General features: G+C 73.3%; 14 protein-coding genes and 1 tRNA gene. 4 read left to right on the forward strand and 11 right to left on the reverse strand.

Going from position 1 to position 17,448, the window contains the following annotated elements:
• Positions 1–486 (reverse strand): hypothetical protein, encoded by a 486-nt coding sequence (locus DEI97_RS08580; RefSeq protein WP_111073408.1) that lies wholly within the window; start codon positions 484–486, stop codon positions 1–3.
• Between the two features lie 182 nt (positions 487–668).
• Positions 669–2,975, reverse strand: coding sequence for a catalase/peroxidase HPI (katG, locus tag DEI97_RS08585; RefSeq protein WP_220039163.1), 2,307 nt, complete (start codon positions 2,973–2,975; stop codon positions 669–671).
• 168 nt (positions 2,976–3,143) lie between these two features.
• Between katG and DEI97_RS08590 the strand changes: the two genes are divergently transcribed.
• Positions 3,144–3,893 carry a hypothetical protein gene (locus DEI97_RS08590; protein ID WP_111073410.1) on the forward strand — a complete coding sequence of 250 codons (750 nt, stop codon included), beginning with the start codon at positions 3,144–3,146 and terminating at the stop codon, positions 3,891–3,893.
• 97 nt (positions 3,894–3,990) lie between these two features.
• Complete coding sequence (locus DEI97_RS08595; RefSeq protein ID WP_111073411.1) at positions 3,991–5,862, forward strand: glycoside hydrolase family 18 protein; 1,872 nt, start codon at positions 3,991–3,993, stop codon at positions 5,860–5,862.
• Positions 5,863–5,912: 50 nt separating this feature from the next.
• On the opposite strand, the gene DEI97_RS08600 is transcribed toward DEI97_RS08595, so the two are convergent.
• Positions 5,913–7,304: a serine hydrolase domain-containing protein gene (locus DEI97_RS08600; protein WP_258376610.1), complete on the reverse strand. Its 1,392-nt coding sequence runs from the start codon at positions 7,302–7,304 to the stop codon at positions 5,913–5,915.
• Between the two features lie 135 nt (positions 7,305–7,439).
• On the opposite strand from DEI97_RS08600, the gene DEI97_RS08605 reads away from it, so the two are divergent.
• Together DEI97_RS08605 and DEI97_RS08610 are read left to right on the forward strand one after the other, a co-directional pair.
• Positions 7,440–7,511: transfer RNA gene (locus tag DEI97_RS08605), tRNA-Gly, on the forward strand.
• A gap of 424 nt (positions 7,512–7,935) precedes the next feature.
• A complete protein-coding gene (locus DEI97_RS08610; RefSeq protein WP_111073413.1) occupies positions 7,936–8,823 on the forward strand; it encodes a hypothetical protein in 888 nt (295 codons plus the stop codon).
• 61 nt (positions 8,824–8,884) lie between these two features.
• Here DEI97_RS08610 and DEI97_RS08615 read toward each other — a convergent pair whose 3' ends face one another.
• The 8 genes from DEI97_RS08615 to DEI97_RS08650 form a co-directional block, all read right to left on the reverse strand.
• Positions 8,885–9,661: an FAD-binding oxidoreductase gene (locus tag DEI97_RS08615; RefSeq protein ID WP_111073414.1), complete on the reverse strand. Its 777-nt coding sequence runs from the start codon at positions 9,659–9,661 to the stop codon at positions 8,885–8,887.
• Complete coding sequence (locus DEI97_RS08620; RefSeq protein WP_111073415.1) at positions 9,658–10,251, reverse strand: molybdopterin-dependent oxidoreductase; 594 nt, start codon at positions 10,249–10,251, stop codon at positions 9,658–9,660. Before DEI97_RS08620 ends, DEI97_RS08615 begins: the two co-directional genes overlap by 4 nt.
• Positions 10,252–10,383: 132 nt before the next feature.
• Entirely contained in the window at positions 10,384–11,046 is a 663-nt protein-coding gene (locus tag DEI97_RS08625) for a response regulator (protein ID WP_111073416.1), read from the reverse strand.
• Positions 11,043–12,338, reverse strand: coding sequence for a sensor histidine kinase (locus DEI97_RS08630; protein ID WP_111073417.1), 1,296 nt, complete (start codon positions 12,336–12,338; stop codon positions 11,043–11,045). Before DEI97_RS08630 ends, DEI97_RS08625 begins: the two co-directional genes overlap by 4 nt.
• Positions 12,335–13,114: a DedA family protein gene (locus tag DEI97_RS08635; RefSeq protein WP_111073418.1), complete on the reverse strand. Its 780-nt coding sequence runs from the start codon at positions 13,112–13,114 to the stop codon at positions 12,335–12,337. Before DEI97_RS08635 ends, DEI97_RS08630 begins: the two co-directional genes overlap by 4 nt.
• A 125-nt stretch (positions 13,115–13,239) precedes the next feature.
• Complete coding sequence (locus tag DEI97_RS08640; RefSeq protein WP_111073419.1) at positions 13,240–14,157, reverse strand: glycosyltransferase family 2 protein; 918 nt, start codon at positions 14,155–14,157, stop codon at positions 13,240–13,242.
• Positions 14,154–15,758 (reverse strand): D-glycero-beta-D-manno-heptose 1-phosphate adenylyltransferase, encoded by a 1,605-nt coding sequence (rfaE2, locus tag DEI97_RS08645; RefSeq protein ID WP_111073420.1) that lies wholly within the window; start codon positions 15,756–15,758, stop codon positions 14,154–14,156. The genes DEI97_RS08640 and rfaE2 overlap by 4 nt, the downstream gene beginning before the upstream one ends.
• A complete protein-coding gene (locus DEI97_RS08650; protein WP_111073421.1) occupies positions 15,755–17,263 on the reverse strand; it encodes an aldehyde dehydrogenase family protein in 1,509 nt (502 codons plus the stop codon). Before DEI97_RS08650 ends, rfaE2 begins: the two co-directional genes overlap by 4 nt.
• Positions 17,264–17,448: the final 185 nt, after the last annotated feature.

The following is a 17,448-nucleotide window of genomic DNA, read 5'->3' on the forward strand; positions in this document are numbered from 1 at the left end:
CTAGCCGTCGACCGCCGTCGTGTCCGAGGTCGACCTTCCCGCTCCTCGGAGCAGACACACGCCGAACACCAGGCCACCCCAGACGACTGCGCCCAGCACGACGAGGAACGGTGCCGGCGCACGGGCGGCGCTCAGCAGTGCCGCGACCCACACGGTCGTGATCGCTCCGGTCCCGGCGGTGATGCCGCCCAGGACCCCGGCGGCACCGAGGCGGCTGACGTCGGACGACAGCGGTACGGCGAGCACCGAGCAGAGGACCGCGCCGGCCAACCCCGGCACGAGCAGCGTCCAGAACAGCGACGACGCCGAGCCCCACTGGTCGGCGCCGGCTCCCGACCAGTGCACCGGGATCCGCGTCGGCGCACCGGTCCAGGTCGTCCGCACGAACACCACCACCAGCGACGGCACCCACGACAGGGCAGCGGCAGCGATCAGCGCCCGGCTCACGCGCAGCCGGGTCGCCCGTCGTCCGTCCGTCGCGGTCACGCCGCCCGCACCCCGCGCTCCACCAGGTCGGTCGTCATGCCCTCCAGCGTGGCACGACTGCCCGCCCACGTCACCCGTCGGATCGCTCTCGGTCACCCGCACCGACGACGGACGGGAGGCCCGGTACCAGCTGGCACCGGGCCTCCCGTCCGTCAGGTGGTCGCGTCCGCGACCCGACGCGGTCAGGCCGCCATCGGTCCGTACCGGCGGTGCCCCTTGACGTCGAAGCGGTCGAGCATCATGACCTTGTCCCAGACGCGGACGAAGTCGCTGACGAAGCGCTCCTGGCCGTCGGGACCCACGTAGGCGTCGACGATCGACCGCAGCTGCGCGTTCGAGCCGAACAACAGGTCGTGCCGGGTGGCGGTGAAGCGAGCCTCGCCGGTGGCCTTCGTCCGACCGGTGAAGGTCGTCTCCGACTCGTCGTCCGGCGTCCAGTCGAGGTCCGTGTCGGTGAGGTGCACGAACCAGTCGGTGCTGAGCACGCCGACCCGGTCGGTGAGCACGCCGGTGTCCGAGCCGTCCCAGTTCGCGCCGAGGGAGCGGAGTCCGGCGGTGAGCACGGTCCACTCCGGAGCGGTGAGCGTGAGCAGGTTCGCCTTGTCCAGGAACACGGACTCGGGGGCGACCCCGGGCGCGAACTCGGCGAAGCGCGGCGACAGGAAGTTCCGGAACCCGTCCGCGACCGGTCGGAGCCACTCGAACATCTCGATGTCGGTGAGCTCCTGGGTGGTGTCGACGCGGCCGGGGGTGAACGGCACGCTCGTCTCCGTACCGGCGGCCCGTGCGGCCTGCTCGACCGCCGCGCACCCGCCCAGGACGATGAGGTCGGCCAGGGACACCTGCTTGCCGGAGGTCCGGGCGAAGTCCGCCTGCACCTGGCGCAGGGCGGCGATCACGGGGACCGTGCGACGGTTCACCGCCCAGTCCTTCTGCGGTGCCAGAGCAAGGCGGCCGCCGTTCGCGCCACCGCGCTTGTCACTGTCGCGGTAGGTCGAGGCCGCCGAGAACGCCGTGAAGACGAGGTCGGAGACGGACTGACCGGTGGCGAGCGTCGCCTGCTGCAGCGCCGCGACGTCGGACGCGTCGAGGGGTGCGCCCTCGTTCTCGGGCAGCGGGTCCTGCCAGAGCAGGTCATCGGCGATCGTGACCTCCGGGCCGAGGTAGCGGTGCTTCGGCCCCATGTCGCGGTGCGTCAGCTTGTACCAGGCCTTCGAGAACGCGAGCGTGAAGAGGTCGAAGTCGGCGAGGAAGCGCTCGCAGACCTCCCGGTAAGCCGGGTCGACCTTCAGTGCGATGTCCGAGGTCATCATCATCAGGGGGTTCATCTGCCCGGGCACGTGCGCGTCGGGCGTCTTCGGGGCGTCCGGGTCGGTCGGGGTCCACTGCAGTGCACCGGCCGGGCTCTTCGTCTGCTCGAAGTCGTACCGGAACAGGTTCTCCAGGTAGGTGTTGTCCCACTGCGTCGGGTTCGGGGTCCAGCTGCCCTCGATGCCGTTCGTGGAGGTGTACTGCCCGTTGCCGGTGCCGACCGGGTTGTGCCAGCCGAGGCCCATCGACTCGATCGGTGCGAGCTCGGGGGAGGGCCCGATGTCCGATGCGGGCACCTGGCCGTGGCTCTTGCCGAACGCGTGCCCGCCGGCGATGAGCGCGACGGTCTCCTCGTCGTTCATCGCCATCCGCGTGAAGGTGATGCGGATGTCACGAGCCGAGCCCATCGGGTCGCCGTTCGCGTACGGTCCCTCGGGGTTCACGTAGATGAGTGCCTGGTGCGACGCGGCGAGCGGGCTCTGCAGGTCGTAGTCGGCGTCACCGTTCCGTCCGGTCCACCGCTCGTCACGCGAGACCATGTCGTCGCCCTGGTGTGCCTGGTGCGGGTCCCACACCTCGGGGCCCCACCACGTGCCGTCGTCCGGCTCCCACGCGTCCAGCCGTCCGCCGCCGAAGCCGTAGGTGGGCAGTCCCATCAGCTCCAGCGAGCAGTTGCCGGTCAACACCATCAGGTCCGCCCAGGACAGGGCGTTGCCGTACTTCCGCTTGATCGGCTGCAGCAGCCGCCGGGACTTGTCGGTGTTGCCGTTGTCCCACCAGCTGCCGATCGGGGCGAAGCGCTGCATGGCCGTCCCGGCGCCACCGCGGCCGTCGGCGATGCGGTAGGTACCGGCCGCGTGCCAGGCCATCCGGACCATCTGCGGTCCGTAGTTGCCGTAGTCGGCCGGCCACCAGTCGACCGACGTCGTCAGCAGCGTGGTGATCTCACGCTTGAGCTCGTCGAGGTCGATCGTGGCGAAGGCCGCGGCGTAGTCGAAGTCGGCACCCAGCGGGTCGGCGTCGATGCCGTTCCGGTGCAGCAGCTCGACCCGGAGGCGCTGCGGGTACCAGCTCTCGAGCGTCGGCGCGTCGCCGAACGACCCGCCGAGGTGGTCACCTCCGGCTGGCAGCTCGCCGTCCATGTGGTGGGGACAGGTGTCGGTTCCGTCGTTGTGCACTGCAGACTCCTCGTGACGTCGTCCGACGCGGCGGGTCCGCCCCCCGATGGGCGGCGCGTCAGGCCCAGCGTGGGCGGTCGTGCTGGGAAGTCCGGGCGAGGAGTGCGTGTCGTGCTTCGAAGACTCGAACGAATCCACCGCTGGGGTTCCGCGGGTACCGTCGGCCACATGGGGGACTTCTCGATCACCGACCGGACCGCCTTCCGCCGTGCCGTCCGAGGACTGGGCATCGCGGCGGTGGTCGCCACGCTCGTGTCGACCACCGCTTGCTCGTCCGTCGATCCGAGCGCGTCGGACAGCGCATCGCCGACGGCGACCGTGACGGCGACGGCGACGGCGACGGCGCCCACATCGACGTCGTCGGACACGGGGGCGACCCCCACGCCGACGACCTCGCCGACACCGACAGCGTCAGGCAGCCCCTTCGCGCTGTCCGACCCCGACACGTGGACGATCTCCGGGGACGAGGTCGGCCCGATCGCCCTCGGGGGCAGCACCTCCGCCGAGGTCGACGACCTCCGCGCCGCCTACACGCGGGACTCCAGCGGTTGCCCCGCGTCTCCGGCCACCTCGTTCTGGCACCGTGAGGCCAGTCCGGGCCTCATCGTCGAGGACCGCGACGGCACGGTCACGGGCGTCGAGATCGGCGGTCCGCAGACGACTGCGACGTCGGTCACCGGACCGGAGACCTCGGCGGGCACGGGTGTCGGCAGCAGTCTCGCGGAGCTCAAGGCAGCCCACCCCGACCTGGCGGCGCTGCCGAGCGCGTCATCGGGGGAGCAGGCCGCGGTGCCGACAACGTGGACGATCGACGCCGGCTCGCGGCACATCACCTTCCAGCTCGGTCGGGACGGCGAGCACGTCGCCCTGGTCTGGGTCGGACAGCAGGCAGCACCGCCCTACGAGTTCTGCGGCTGACGCCGACGGATCCCGCCGCACCGCCGATAGGTGCTGACGGAACACGAGGCCCGGCCCGAGGGGGCGGCGGGTGGTTCCCGACCCGAGGAGTGGCCCCATGCGGCGTCCGACCCTGATCCGACGGTTCCTGCCGGCGGCCGTGCTCCTCGCGCTGGTCCCGCTGGTCGGGTCGACGGTCACCGCTCCGTCGGCCTCGGCCGCGGCGACCCCGAAGGTGTCCGTCACGTGGAAGAACAGCGCGGTGACGTCCACCGGGTTCCGTTCCACGGTCGGCGTCACGAACGGGTCCGGCGCCACGTGGCGCGGCTGGACGATCCTGTTCGCGTACGGCTCGGACGCCCGCACGTTCCGCGACGTCCGGAAGGTGTCGAGCGCGAAGGGGTCGCTCACCTTGGCCGGGTTGACGGCGCGTCCGGACATCGCGACGGGAGCGACGGCCTCGTTCCGGATCGACTCGCGGAAGGTCCCGAAGGCGGGCACGGTGCCGACCTCGTGCACGGTCATCGGTGCGGCGACGCCGTGCTCGGTGAACGGGGGTGCGACCACACCCGGCAAGCCGCCGGCCACCCCGAAGCCGAGTCCGAAGCCGACTCCGACTCCGGCTCCGAAGCCGGCGACCGGGCGGGACGGCACCGTCGCGGTCGGCTGGTTGCACACCGCCACCTGGACGACCGGCAGCCAGTCCTCGGTCAGCGTGACGAACCGGACCGCCCTGCGTCTCGCCCCCTGGCGCATCCGCTTCACCACCGCTGACAGGGTCGCCACGATCTGGGATGCCAGCGCGAGCCCGACCACCGGCGGCTTCATCGCCTCCGCCCCGTCCTACGCCACCACGCTCGATGCCGGAGCCGCGACGTCGTTCGGGCTCACCTCGGCGACCACCGGCGGTGCCGCCGTCGTCCCGACCGCCTGCACCGTGCTGGACCTGCCGGCCGGCACGGACGTCGCCTGCACCGTGTCCGGTGTCCCCACCGGTGCGCCCGTCTCGAGCACTCCGGCGCCGACCCCGATCGCCGTGCCGGCACCACTGACCCAGCCGCGCGCTGGTCGGACCCTGATCGCCCCGTACGTCGACCTCGGGCTCTGGCCGACCGCCGACCTGCGGACCTTCGCGAAGCAGACCGGCATGCGGGCCTTCACGCTGGCGTTCGTCGTCTCGGACAACGGCGGCAGCGCCTGCACCCCGGCCTGGGCGGGCTTCGACGCGTACCGGATCGGCGGCCCGCAGGACTTCCACGCGAACATCGCCGCGTTCCAGGCGAGCGGTGGCCAAGTGGTGGTGTCGTTCGGCGGTGCCGTGAACAGCGAACTCGCGCTGCGGTGCACCGACCCGGCGAAGCTGCAGGCGGCCTACCAGCAGGTCGTCGAGCGGTTCGGCGTCGACCGGATCGACCTGGACATCGAGGGCACCGCGCTCGGCGACACGGCGGCGAACCAGCGTCGCGCGACCGCCATCGCCCGGGTCGTCGCCGCACAGGCCGCGAAGGGTCGTCACCTCGACTTCTCACTCACGCTGCCGGTGATGCCGACGGGGCTCCTCGGCGAGGGGGTCGCGGCCGTCCGGGGCCTCGCCGCTGCCGGGGTCCGCCCGGTCGCGGTGAACCTCATGGCGATGGACTACGGACAGGGCACCCGGCCGATGGGCGCCGCCGCGAAGTCCGCCGCCGTGGCGACCGCCGGGCAGCTCGCGACGATCCCCGCCTACGCCGGGCTCAGCGCCTCGGCACGGTTGTCGATGATCGGCCTCACGCCGATGGTCGGTCTCAACGACACCGGTGAGGTCTTCACCCGCGCGGACGCCCAGGACCTCGCCAAGTGGTCCGTGGCGAACGGCATCGAGGTGCTGTCCTACTGGGAAGCCACCCGTGACCAGCCGTGCAACCCGTCCATCGGCGCGTACATGTGCTCCGGCGTGCGGGACGCGCAGTGGTCGTTCGCGCACGCGGTGGTCACCGGCGCGACGCGCTGAACCGCGCGCACCGTGCAGGAACGCCCGGAGCCGGTCCCCGGCAGCAGCTGTCAGTCGGCGGGGCGGTGCAGGGTCGACGCGGCGTCGTGCAGCGGCTCGGTCTCCCAGGCGGCCGAAGCGGTGCCCGACGCCAGGTCCCACCGGACGTGCAGCAGGTGGGGGGTCTCCACGAACCGGACGTCGATGGACAGCTCGTCGCCGTCCCGGGCTCCGCTGGTCGCGGTCGCGCCGTCGATCGCCCATGAGCCGTCGCCGACCGGTGCGACGACCTCGCCCCAGGGGTCGCGGAGGGTGAGCACCCACCCGCGGTCGGTGTCATGGGACAGGTGCAGGGCCTCCAGTCCGGCGCCCAGGCGCGCGGACGGTGACCCGGCGACCGAGGCGGATCCGTCCGGCAGGTCGCCGAGCGGTCCGCCGACCACCGGCGGCAGCGCGAGGCCCGCGAGTCGTGCGCGGAGACGCTCGTCGTCCGCGGTGGACCCCGGCCGGTCGATGGCCGGCAGCAGGTGTTCCCACACCGCGTCGAGGACGGCCTGCATGTCGAGGCTCTGCCCGGTCGTCGCCACGACCACGTCCTGCTCCGGCAGCACGATGCAGAACTGCCCGTAGGCACCGTCGCCGCGGAACCCGTGCCGGGCCATCCAGAACTGGAACCCGTAGCCGACCGACCAGTCCGGGTTCGCCTCGTCCGGGTTCTCGACGCGGGTGCTGGTGGCCGCGGCGACCCAGTCCTGGTCGAGCAGCCGCTCGCCGTTCCACACGCCACCCTGCAGGTAGAGCTGTCCGAGGGCAGCGACGGCGTCGGTCGTCGTGTAGCCGCCGCTGTAGCCGAGTTCGGCGCCGGAGTCGTCCCGGCACCAGGCGAAGTCGTCGATGCCGAGCGGTTCGAACAGCCGGGGCCGCAGGTACTCGAGCAGCGAGGTCCCGCTGACCCGCCGCACGATCTCGCCGAGCGTGTACGTGCACGGCTGGTTGTAGGCGAAGACGGTGCCCGGCTCCTCGTCCACCGGCAGCAGCAGGAAGCCCCGGACGGTGTTCGTCGGGTCGAGCTGCCGGGCCCGCTCGATGGTCTCCGTCCGGTGCCCACTCGCCATCGCCAGCAGGTGGCGGACGCGCATCCGGCGAGTGCGCTCGTCGGTGACCTCGGCGTCGAGCTCCGGGAAGTGGCTGATCACGGTGGCGTCCAGGTCGACGAGCCCGGCACGGACGGCGATCCCGACGGCCGCCGCGGTGAAGCTCTTGCTCAGCGAGTAGAGCAGGTGCACCCTGTCGGCGGCGAACGGGGCCCACCAGCCCTCGGCGGCGACCTCGCCGTGCCGGAGGACCATGATGCTGTGCGGCTCCACGCCGGGCGCGCCCTCGAGGGCGATGACCAGCCGGTCGACGCCCGCCGCGTCGATGCCGAGGGCGGACGGGGAACTGCGTCGGAACGTCGTCGTCACGCCTCCGACCCTAACCCGACCCCCGGTCATGCGAGCGGGACTTCCGTCCGGCGCGCCCGACACGCGGTCGGGAGGCCCGGATCGCGCCCGTCGTCAGGTACAGTTGTCGACGTTGGTCACCCCGGTGACCAGCATGCGGATGTGGCGCAGTGGTAGCGCATCACCTTGCCAAGGTGAGGGTCGCGAGTTCGAATCTCGTCATCCGCTCGGACAGTCCCTCCAGAGGACACCAGGAACCCCCGGCCATCGGTCGGGGGTTCCGTCGTTCACGGGCGCCCTGCCGGGGGATCGCGGACCGGGGACATCGTCACGCCGGGGGTGCCGGCTGGGCGCAGGGTTCGGGTCCCCGCGCCCACGCCGGCGCAGAGGCCTCGTCGCCTCCGGAGGCCGGGCGGATGGGTGGTCCGCCGCAGGTCCCGGGCATGTCTTCGGAGCGGTCACCCCCCGAGGTGGGGTCATCGGTCCAACATGCGGTTTCCCGCAATCTCCCCGCATCAGTCGAGCGCGGTGTTGACAGAGAGCCCGGTCGTCCGGTCGACACCGATGGACATTGCATCCGAAATACCGTCAGATTGCAATGGCACAGTGCTGCTCGGCCCATCCGCCCCGAACGCAGGAGCAACACCACCCCATGCAGAAGAAGTGCACCCTCATCACCGCCGCCGCCGGCCTCGTGCTGGCGCTCGGCGCCCCCGTCGTCGGCTCGCTCCCGGCGATGGCAGCGACCGCCCCGACCTCGTCCGTCGCGGCCGCCGCGACCACGCCGGAGCTGGGCTCCGGCGGCCACGTGTTCGCCCACGGCATCGTCACCCTGACCTCCGCCGTGTACGACCAGGGGCGGATCTCCGTCGAAGGCGTGATCACCGAGCGCGTCCGCGATGTCCAGATCAACGCCGGCCATGGCTACCAGGCCGGCAAGGTCGGCGCCGGTGGGCGGTTCTCGGCGAGCGTCGCGTCCGATTCCCCGACCTTCGAGCTGCGGTTCGGAACGAAGTACAACGCGTACAACTTCGCCACGGTCGAGTCCGTGCTCTGGTCCGCCGTCGCGCCGGGCACGCCGCCCGAGACGCCGGGGCCGCGCCCCACCCTCACCCCGCTGCCCGTGCCGGCGGACCCGAACCCCGCGCCGGAACCCCAGCCGCAGCCCGAGCAGGACGCGAAGCAGCCGGGCATGCCGAACGTCCTCGCCGTGAGCGGGACCGACGGTGGGTGGACGAACGACTTCGAGACCGGTGCGGTCGAGTCGCTCTTCACCGCGTACGACCACGCCCGCCGCGAGGCCACGGTCACCCGTCCGACCGACGGCACGCTCCATGTCCAGCAGTCCTCTGACGGTGTGACCTTCACCGATCGCGCGACCTACACGGCAGGTGGCGGCATCGGGAAGTTCACCGACATCGACGTGACCCTCCCCGAGGGCTCCTCCTGGCTCGAGTACAAGATGTGGGTCGAGGACTCGTCCGGCCGGAAGTCGGAGGCGCAGAAGTTCTTCGTCCAGGAGTTCCCGGCGCGCAACTGAACCACAGCACGATGAGCAGGCGGTCCCACGCGGGGCCGCCTGCTCTCGTCATGTCGGGTGCTCAGGCGCCGCCGAAGCGCTCCGCCCGGACCTCGGTGACGTCGTGCCCGAGCTCGCCGAGCCAGCGCAGCACCTGTTCCACGAACGGCGTCGATCCGCAGACGTAGACCAGGGCCCCGGCCTCGGGCGGCAGGACCGACGCGGCGAGCCGGTCGCGCGTCAGACGTCCGGCGGGCGTCTCGGCCCCGGGCGGGCTCTGGCGGCTGTACACGACCTCGAGCGTGAACGGCGCGCGGTCCGCCAGGGCGAGCGCCGCGTCGAGTTCAGCGCGGAAGAAGACGTCTTCGGGCGTCCGGACGGCGTAGAGCATCCGGAACGGCGACGGGTCGGCTGCCTCGGCGTGCGCGGTGACCATCGGCAGCAGCGGCACGACGCCCGACCCACCGGCGATCAACTGCACGGGCCGGGGGTGCGCCGCCGACACGTCCGGGCGCCAGACGAACCAGCCGCCGAGCGGACCGTGCACCTCGAGCGAGTCACCGACCTCGACGGCGTCGACCAGGAACGGGGAGACCTCGCCGTCCTCGACCCGGTCCACCGCGAGGGTGATCCGGGTGCCGTCCCCGGCGGAGGCGATCGAGTACGAACGGGTGGCCTGGTAGCCGTCCTCGGCCGTCAGACGGAGGTCCAGGTGCTGCCCGGGGTCGTTGCCCGGCCAGGTCGGCACGTCGAGGACCAGGCGGCCGGCATTCGGCGTCTCGGGAGCGACCGCCACGACCGTGGCGTCGTGCCACGCGGGACGGCGGAGCGGCCGGACCGGCGCAGTGGGCAGGCTCACCAGTACCGCTCTTCCTTCCACGGGTCGCCGTGCATGTTGTAGCCGGCGTTCTCCCAGAACCCGGGCTCGTCCTCGGCGCGCATCACGATGCCGCGCACCCACTTCGCGCTCTTCCAGAAGTACAGGTGCGGGACGAGCAGTCGTGCGGGGCCGCCGTGCTCCGGGGTCAGGGGCTCACCGTCCGCCTCGAACGCGATCCAGGCCTGCCCCTCGAGCAGCTCGTCGAGCGGGACGTTCGTGGTGTAGCCACCGAAGCTGTGCACCATGCAGAAGTCGAGCGCGGTCTCGACCTCGGCGAACAGCTTGTCGAGCGGGACACCGCGCCAGCCCATGCCGAGCTTCGTCCAGTGCGTGACGCAGTGGATGTCGACCGTGACGTCCTCGAGCCCGAGCGCCCGGACCTCGTCCCACGTCCACGAGTGCAGACCGGACTCGGTGCGGATCGAGAAGCTCCACTCGGACGGCTCGATCTCCGGCGTCGCGCCGGCGGACAGGACCGGCCAGTCGTGCACCAGGGTCTGCCCGGGCGGGACCTTGCTGTCGTCGACGTCACGGCGGCGTCCGCCGAACCCGCGGGTGAAGCTGGCCATCGTGTCCTCGTCCCTGTCGTCGCTGGCGCCGAGACCGCCGCCCTCTCGATCCTGCCACGGCAGCGGCCGCGACCGCCGCCAGGACCGACGCGACCGACCCGACTGCCGCGACCGACGCGACGGCCGTCCGACTCAGCCGGCCGGGGTGACCAGGCCGGACTCGTACGCCAGCACCACGGCGTGCACCCGGTCCCGTAGCTGCAGCTTCGCCAGCACCCGGCCGACGTGGGTCTTGACGGTCTGCTCGGCGATGAACAGCTCGCGGCCGATCTCCCCGTTGGAGCGTCCCCGCGCCATGAGCATGAAGACGTCCCGCTCCCGGTCGGTGAGGACGGTGAGCACGTCCGCGGCCGGCGCGGCGGGTCGGGGCGCGGCGATGAACGCCTCGACCAGGTGGCGGGTGACCCGGGGCGCGAGCAGGGCGTCCCCGGCGGCGATGGTGCGCACGGCGGCGATCAGGTCCTCGGCCCCGGCGTCCTTGAGCAGGAAGCCGCTGGCCCCTGCCCGCAGCGCGTCGAACACGTAGTCGTCGATGTCGAACGTCGTCAGCATGAGGACACGGACCGGCCGTGCACTCGGCGCCGCGGTGAGGCGTCGTGTCGCCTCGATGCCGTCGAGCACCGGCATCCGGACGTCCATCAGCACGACGTCGGGTTCCAGGTCGATGCCGAGCGCGACGGCCTCGGCTCCGTCGCCGGCCTCCGCCACGACCTCGAGGTCGGGTTGCGAGCCGAGGATCGCGACGAGTCCCATGCGGAACACCGCCTGGTCGTCGACGACGAGCACTCGGGTCATCGGGGGTCTCCGTCCGGGTGGTGGGGAAGGGTCGCGGCGACGCGGAAGCCACCGCCCGTGGTGCGGCCGGTGTCGAGCGTGCCGTCGAGCGCGGCGACGCGGGAGCGCATGCCGGCGAGGCCGTACCCGCCGTCGTCGGCCGGCGGTGGGGGAGCGAGGGGCGCCGCGGCGTTCGTCACGGTCACCTCGACGGCGGCGTCCGACACCCGGACGGCCACCGTGGTGTCGGCTCCGGGGGCGTGACGGACGACGTTGCCGAGCGCCTCCTGGACGATGCGGTACACGGTGAGCTGCGTGACCCGGCCGACCGTGTCCTCGACTGCGGAGTCCGCTGCGCCGAGGACGTCCAGCGTGACCGTGAGCCCCGCCGCCCGCGTCGACGCGACGAGCGCCGGCAGGTCCGACAGCCCGGGCTGCGGGGCACGCTCGGCGTCCTCCTCACCGCGGAGGGTGCCGAGCAGCTGCCGCATCTCCCGCAGAGCGGTGCGGGAGGTCTCGGCGATCGTCCGGAACTCCGCCCGTGCCGCCGGGGGCAGGTCCGCCACCCGGTATGGCGCGGACTCGGCCTGCATGTGCACGACCGACATGCTGTGCGCGACGACGTCGTGCAGCTCCCGGGCGATCCGGGCACGCTCCTCGACCGCACGGCGGGCTCCGGCCTGCTGCTCGGCGTCCTGGCGCGCGGCGACGAGCTCGGCGCCGACGCTCCGGCGCTGCCCGAGCAGGACCGCGGCGGCCCCGATGAGCAGCCCGCTGCCGGACGAGACGACGAGTGTGCTCACCCAGACCTCCGGTTCGGCCCAGCGGTCGGGTGTCGCGGCGACGAGCACCAGGGTCAGGACGGTCGACGCGCCCCAGGCGACGGCCGTGGTCCGCCACCCGGTCCGGAGTCCGAGGACGACGAGCAGCACGGCCAGGCCGATCATCGCGGTCACAGGCAGCGGCCACGGTCCGACCCGGCCGGGGGCGGTCAGGACGCCGAGTCCGGCGAGGGCGAGCAGATGGACGGCTGTTGCCGAGCGCGGCCGAGCCGGTGCGACCAGGAGCGTCGCGCTGAGCACCGCGGTCACCAGGAGCGCCAGCGGCACCGGGACGCCGTGCACGACGGCCGCGACCGGCGCACCGACCGCCAGCAGCGTGACGGCGGCGACGACGAGGGAACCGCGGGTGAGGACGACCGACCGGGAGGCCCGCAGCCGCGTCCCGGGGATCCGGAACGTCCCGGGGACGGTCCGGGCCGGAGTCCGTGCCGGGGTCTGGGCCGGGACGCTCCGGCTGGTGCGGTCGGTCACGGTCGGGCGGTCTCTCCGGTGGTGAGGGGGCAGGTGGCGGTGCGCGGGGTCGTCGTGGCCCGAGCGGTGCGGACCGGACGGTCCGTCGCGGGGGTGAGGCGTGCCTCCCGGTCGGTGTCCGTGACGGCGGCCGTGCTCGTGACGGCGCCGGTCACGGCGGCGGCGGCGGCGGCACGTGCGTCCCGTCTGCGCTGGATCCTACCGAGCACCCGGTCCACCACCAGGCCGAGGCCGCCGGCGACGACCATCGAGACCGCGGCCGCGACGAGCGGCTCGTGCAGGAACGACGACGTGGCGAGCGCGATGCCGATGGACGTGGCACTCCAGGCGACGCCCGCGACCGCACTGATGCCGAGGAACCGTCGGTAGGGCAGCCCGGTGGCGCCGGCGGTCATGTTCACGGCGACGCGTCCGACCGGGATGTACCGCCCGATCAGGATGAGGCTGGCGGACCGGCGCTGCATCTGCCGCTCGGCGAACGCGAACGCCGCCGCGATCCGGGGCCGTCGGGCGTTCCGGAGCCGCTTGAGCCCGACGCGTCGGCCGATCGCGTAGGCGATCGAGTCCCCGGCGATCGCACCGAGGGCAGCGGCGCCGAGCACCACGGCCAGGACCGGCTGTCCGGAGGTCGCGGCCACCGCGGCGACGGCGACGAGGGCCGTCTCGCTCGGCACCGGCGGGAAGAACCCGTCGACCAGGCAGAGGACGAACAGGACGAGGTAGACGAGCGGCGATGACGCCAGGTCGACGACGAAGGGGGTGATCTGGTCGAACACGGGTGTCGCTCCTCCCGCCGGCGGACCTCGCCGACGGGTACGACGCTACGGAGCGACGGGCGTCCTGCCATCCCGCTGCGGTCGCGTCCGACCCCCTACCGCGGTATGACCCGGCGCGGTCGGTACTACCGGTGCTCGTGCTCGTGCTGGTGCGCGTCGTGCGTCTCGTGCGCGAAGACGACGTCCGGGGCGTCAACCGAGCGGTCGGTCACGGTCGTCGGAGCCTCGAGATGCACGGCGCCCGACGGGACGATGCCGACGCCGCCGAAGCGCTCCATCACGAGCCACTGCGCGACGACGTCCTCACCCGCGTGGCCGGTCGGCAGCGACTCCCAGAAGCGGAAGCCACCGACGGCTTCGAGTGCGGCGCGGTCGTACATCGCGCAGGCCCCGACCCAGGCGACCCGGTAGGGCAACCAGCCGCCCGGTTCGACGTCGAGTTCGGCGGCGACGTGCACCAGGTTCGCGGCGTTGTGCAGCGACCAGCGGTCGAAGCCCGGCGTGCCCCGACGGACCACCTCGGGGACGACCGGGCCGTCCCAGAGCGTGAACGGCTCGGTCTCGTGCGGGCGGCGGTCCTGCAGGTAGGACAGCCCTTGGACGGCGCTACCGACGAAGCCGGTGTCGAGCGACCGCAGGGCGTCGAGCATCCGCTGCACGGACCCGGGCTCCAGCCACACGTCGTCGTCGAGGAACAGCACGGCGTCGGCGTGGGCGTGGTCGAGCAGGAACTGCCGGTGCTCGGCGAGGCCGCGCCGTTCCGGGTGGGTGAGCAGCGTGACGGGGCGGCCCTGGGCCTCCAGGACGCGGACCATCGCGGCGACCGCCGGACGCTCGGCGACGTCACCGGTCTCGGATTGGTCGCTGAGGACCAGGCGGAAGGGCACCTCGGTCTGGGCGGCGAGCCCGGCGAGGGTCGCGGCGAGCTCGGCGGTCCGACCCACTGTCGGAACGAGGACGTCGACGTCGACGGAGGCGCTCTCGGTCGGTGTCAACTCGGCCGGACGACCCCACTCGCCGGACCACCGCGCGCCCCGTGTCATGCGTCCCCTGGCCCGGCCGGAGCGGGGTCGGCAGCCGGGGCAACCGGAGCGGTCCCGTTGCCGGCCGCCGTCTCGCGGATCCGACGGACCACCGCGCTCGTGGAGTGCTCGGCCACGTAGTCGACCATCACGACCTCGCCGCCGTGCGCGCGGACCACCTCGGTCTCGCTGAGCATCTCGGGGGAGTAGTCCCCGCCCTTGACGTAGACGTCGGGGCGGATGCGCTCGATGAGCGGGATGGGGGTGTCGGTCGCGAACACCGTCACCAGGTCGACGCAGGCCAGGGCGGCGAGCACGCCGGCGCGGTCCTCGGCGGTGTTGATCGGCCGCTCGGGTCCCTTGAGACGGCGGACCGAGTCGTCGTCGTTCAGCGCGACGACGAGCAGGTCGCCGAGCTCGCTGGCCTGCCGCAGGTAGGTCGTGTGTCCGCGGTGGACGACGTCGAAGCAGCCGTTCGTGAAGACGATGCGACGACCGGCACGACGGGCCTCGTCGACCGCGTCGGCGAGCTGGTCGTGGTCGACGACGGTCTCGGCGGGGGCGGACACCGACGCCACGAGGGCGTCGGTGGTGCACACGGAGGTCCCGGCCTCACGCACGACGACGTCGGCGGCGGCCTGCGCGAACGAGACGGCGTCGCGCACCGGGGTCGCCACGGCGAGGGCGACCGAGGCGGCGGCACAGAACGTGTCGCCGGCGCCGGAGGCCTGCTGCTCGGACGCCGGGGTGGCACGGGTGCGGTGCACGTCGGTGGTCGGGACCGCGCCGTCCTCGAGCAGGACGGTGCCGTTCCGGTCGAGCGTGACGACGGCGTTCCGGGCGCCGGTGACCGCGAGGACCTCGTCGCGGGCGGCCACCACGGTGCCGGCACGCTCGGCGCCCTGCCCGAGGTCGCGGCCGAGCAACGCGGCGGCCTCGCCCGCGTTCGGGGTGACGAGGTCGGGGTGCAGGGCGCTCCAGCGGGTGAGGTCGTGCGCATCGACGACGACGGTGGCGGGGCGGTCCTGTTCGAGCACCGGCACGATCGCGGTCGCGTCGACCCCGAGGTCGTAGTCGCAGACCACGACGGCGTCGGCCCGCACGCCCGTCGGGGCCGAGGACCCGGCCGTGCTCGGCGCGTGGCCCTGCGAGGGCGCGTGGCCCTGCACGGCAGCGGCGGTCGCCTCGGCGAGCAGCGCGGTGTCCGCGGCACTCGGCGGGCCGGCCAGGTCGTCGACCCGGACCACCACGCGGTCCCCGCCCACGATCCGGTCCTTGCTCGTCGTCGTCGCTCCCGGCACGGCCACGAGCCAGCGGGTGTCGACCCCGGCGGCCTCCAGGCGGTCGCGGAGCACGCGGCCGGTCTCGTCGTCGCCGATCAGCGCGACCATCCGGACGTGGGCACCCAGGGCCCGGGCGTTCACGGCGGTGTTGGCCGCGCCTCCCGGGACGGCGATCGTCTCGGTGACCCGGACGACGGGCGCGGGGGCTTCACGGGAGACCCGTTCGGCCGCGCCGACCGTCCATCGGTCGAGGATCACGTCGCCGACCACGACGACGACCGGCTCGGCCGCGGCGACGGAATCCACGACCCGGCGGACCATCCGGACGTCGGCGGTCATCGGACGTCCTCGGCGGTCGCGGTGTCGGTGTCGTGGCTGCCGGCGGTGGCCGGGTCGACGGCGCTGCTGCCCGCGGCGGTGGCCGTGGCGCGGCGCGGGGCGGCCTCGAGGTGCACGACGGTGGTCGTCGTCATCTCGTCGAGCAGGTGCGGGCCGTAGCCGAAGCCGGAGCCCGACGCACCGCGCGGCTCCGCGCTGCCGCCGGGCGCGCCACCGAACACGGCGTTGATCTTCACGGTGCCGACCGGCAGCTCGGCGGCGGCCTGCAGTGCGGACGCGGTGTCGCCGGTCAGGACGGTCGCGGCCAGGCCGTACCGGTCCTCCGCGGCGAGACGCAGGCCCTCGGCCATGTCCTCGACGATGCGGATCGGGGCGACCGGACCGAAGGTCTCCTCGGTGAGGACGAGCATGTCGTCGGTGCAGCCGGTGAGGACGGTGGCGGGGTAGAAGGTGCCGGCGCCTGCGGGCACGGCGCCGCCGGTCAGCACCTGGGCGCCCGCGGCGACGGCCTGGTCGACGTGCTGCTGCACCGTGGCACGGAGCCGCTCGTCCACCAGGGGACCGAAGTCGGCCGCGGCAGAGGCCGTCTTGCGCTCGGCGGCCCGCACCAGGGCGGCGGTGAACTCCTCGGCGACGTCGCGGTGCACGTAGACGCGCTCGACGCTCGTGCAGATCTGCCCGGTGTTCGCGAACGCCCCGAGGGCGACCTGGTCGGCGGCCCAGACGGGGTCGACGTCGGCGTCCACGACGGCTGCGTCGTTGCCGCCGTTCTCGCGGATGACGTGGGCGCGGGTGCGGAGTGCTGCCTCGGCGAGACGGTCACCCGTCGCGGTCGAGCCGACGTGCGCGTAGACCGCGATGACGTCCTCGGCCAGGAGCTGTTCGCCCGTCGTGGCGTCGCCGTCGACCCCGACGAGCACGCCCTCGGGCAGTTCGGCGGCGAGCAGGCGGTTCAGCAGGGCGATCGTGCCCGGGCTCCGCTCGCTGCCCTTGTGGACGACGGTGTTGCCGGCCGCGATCGCCGCGCCGAGGATCCCGCACGCCACGGCCACCGGGTCGTTCCACGGGGTCAGCGCGAGGACGACGCCCCGGGGGTGCGGGACCGCGAAGTCGGCGGCGCCGTGGTTGCCGCGCAACGCCTCACCGCGGTGCAGCGGGCCGAGCTCGGCGTACTGGATGAGCGTGTTGATGCCCGCCTCGACCCCGCCGAGGGCGTCGCCCGGCACCTTGCCGGTCTCGCGGGTGTTCATCGCCGCAAGCTCGTCGGCGTGGTCGCGCAATCGCTCGGCCGCGGCGCGGAGGAGCGCCCCACGCTCGCCGGGAGCCGTGCGTGCCCAGCCGGTCGCCGCTGCCCGGGCCCGCGCGACGGCGTCACGCACCTCGTCCGCCGTGCTGCGCCGGGTCTCCGAGGCCACCTCACCGGTCACGGGGTCGAGCACCGTGATCGTGTCCGCGGACGAGTCGTCCGACGACGGAGCGGTGGTGGTGGGGGCATCGAGCGTCATGTGCGTCCTTCTCGTCGTGGTCCGGTCGCGTGCACCGGGGCTCCCCACGCTGCACTGCTGCTGCTGTGCGCGCCCACGGGGTCCGTCGTGGTGTCCACGGGGCGCAGCAGCACCGGCCGATCGGCACCCGCACGGCTGCCCGTCGGTAGGAACGAAGGGACGTGCGACGGACTCCCGGGGCGCGT

Source organism: Curtobacterium sp. MCLR17_032 (assembly GCF_003234795.2).
Lineage (GTDB): Bacteria > Actinomycetota > Actinomycetes > Actinomycetales > Microbacteriaceae > Curtobacterium.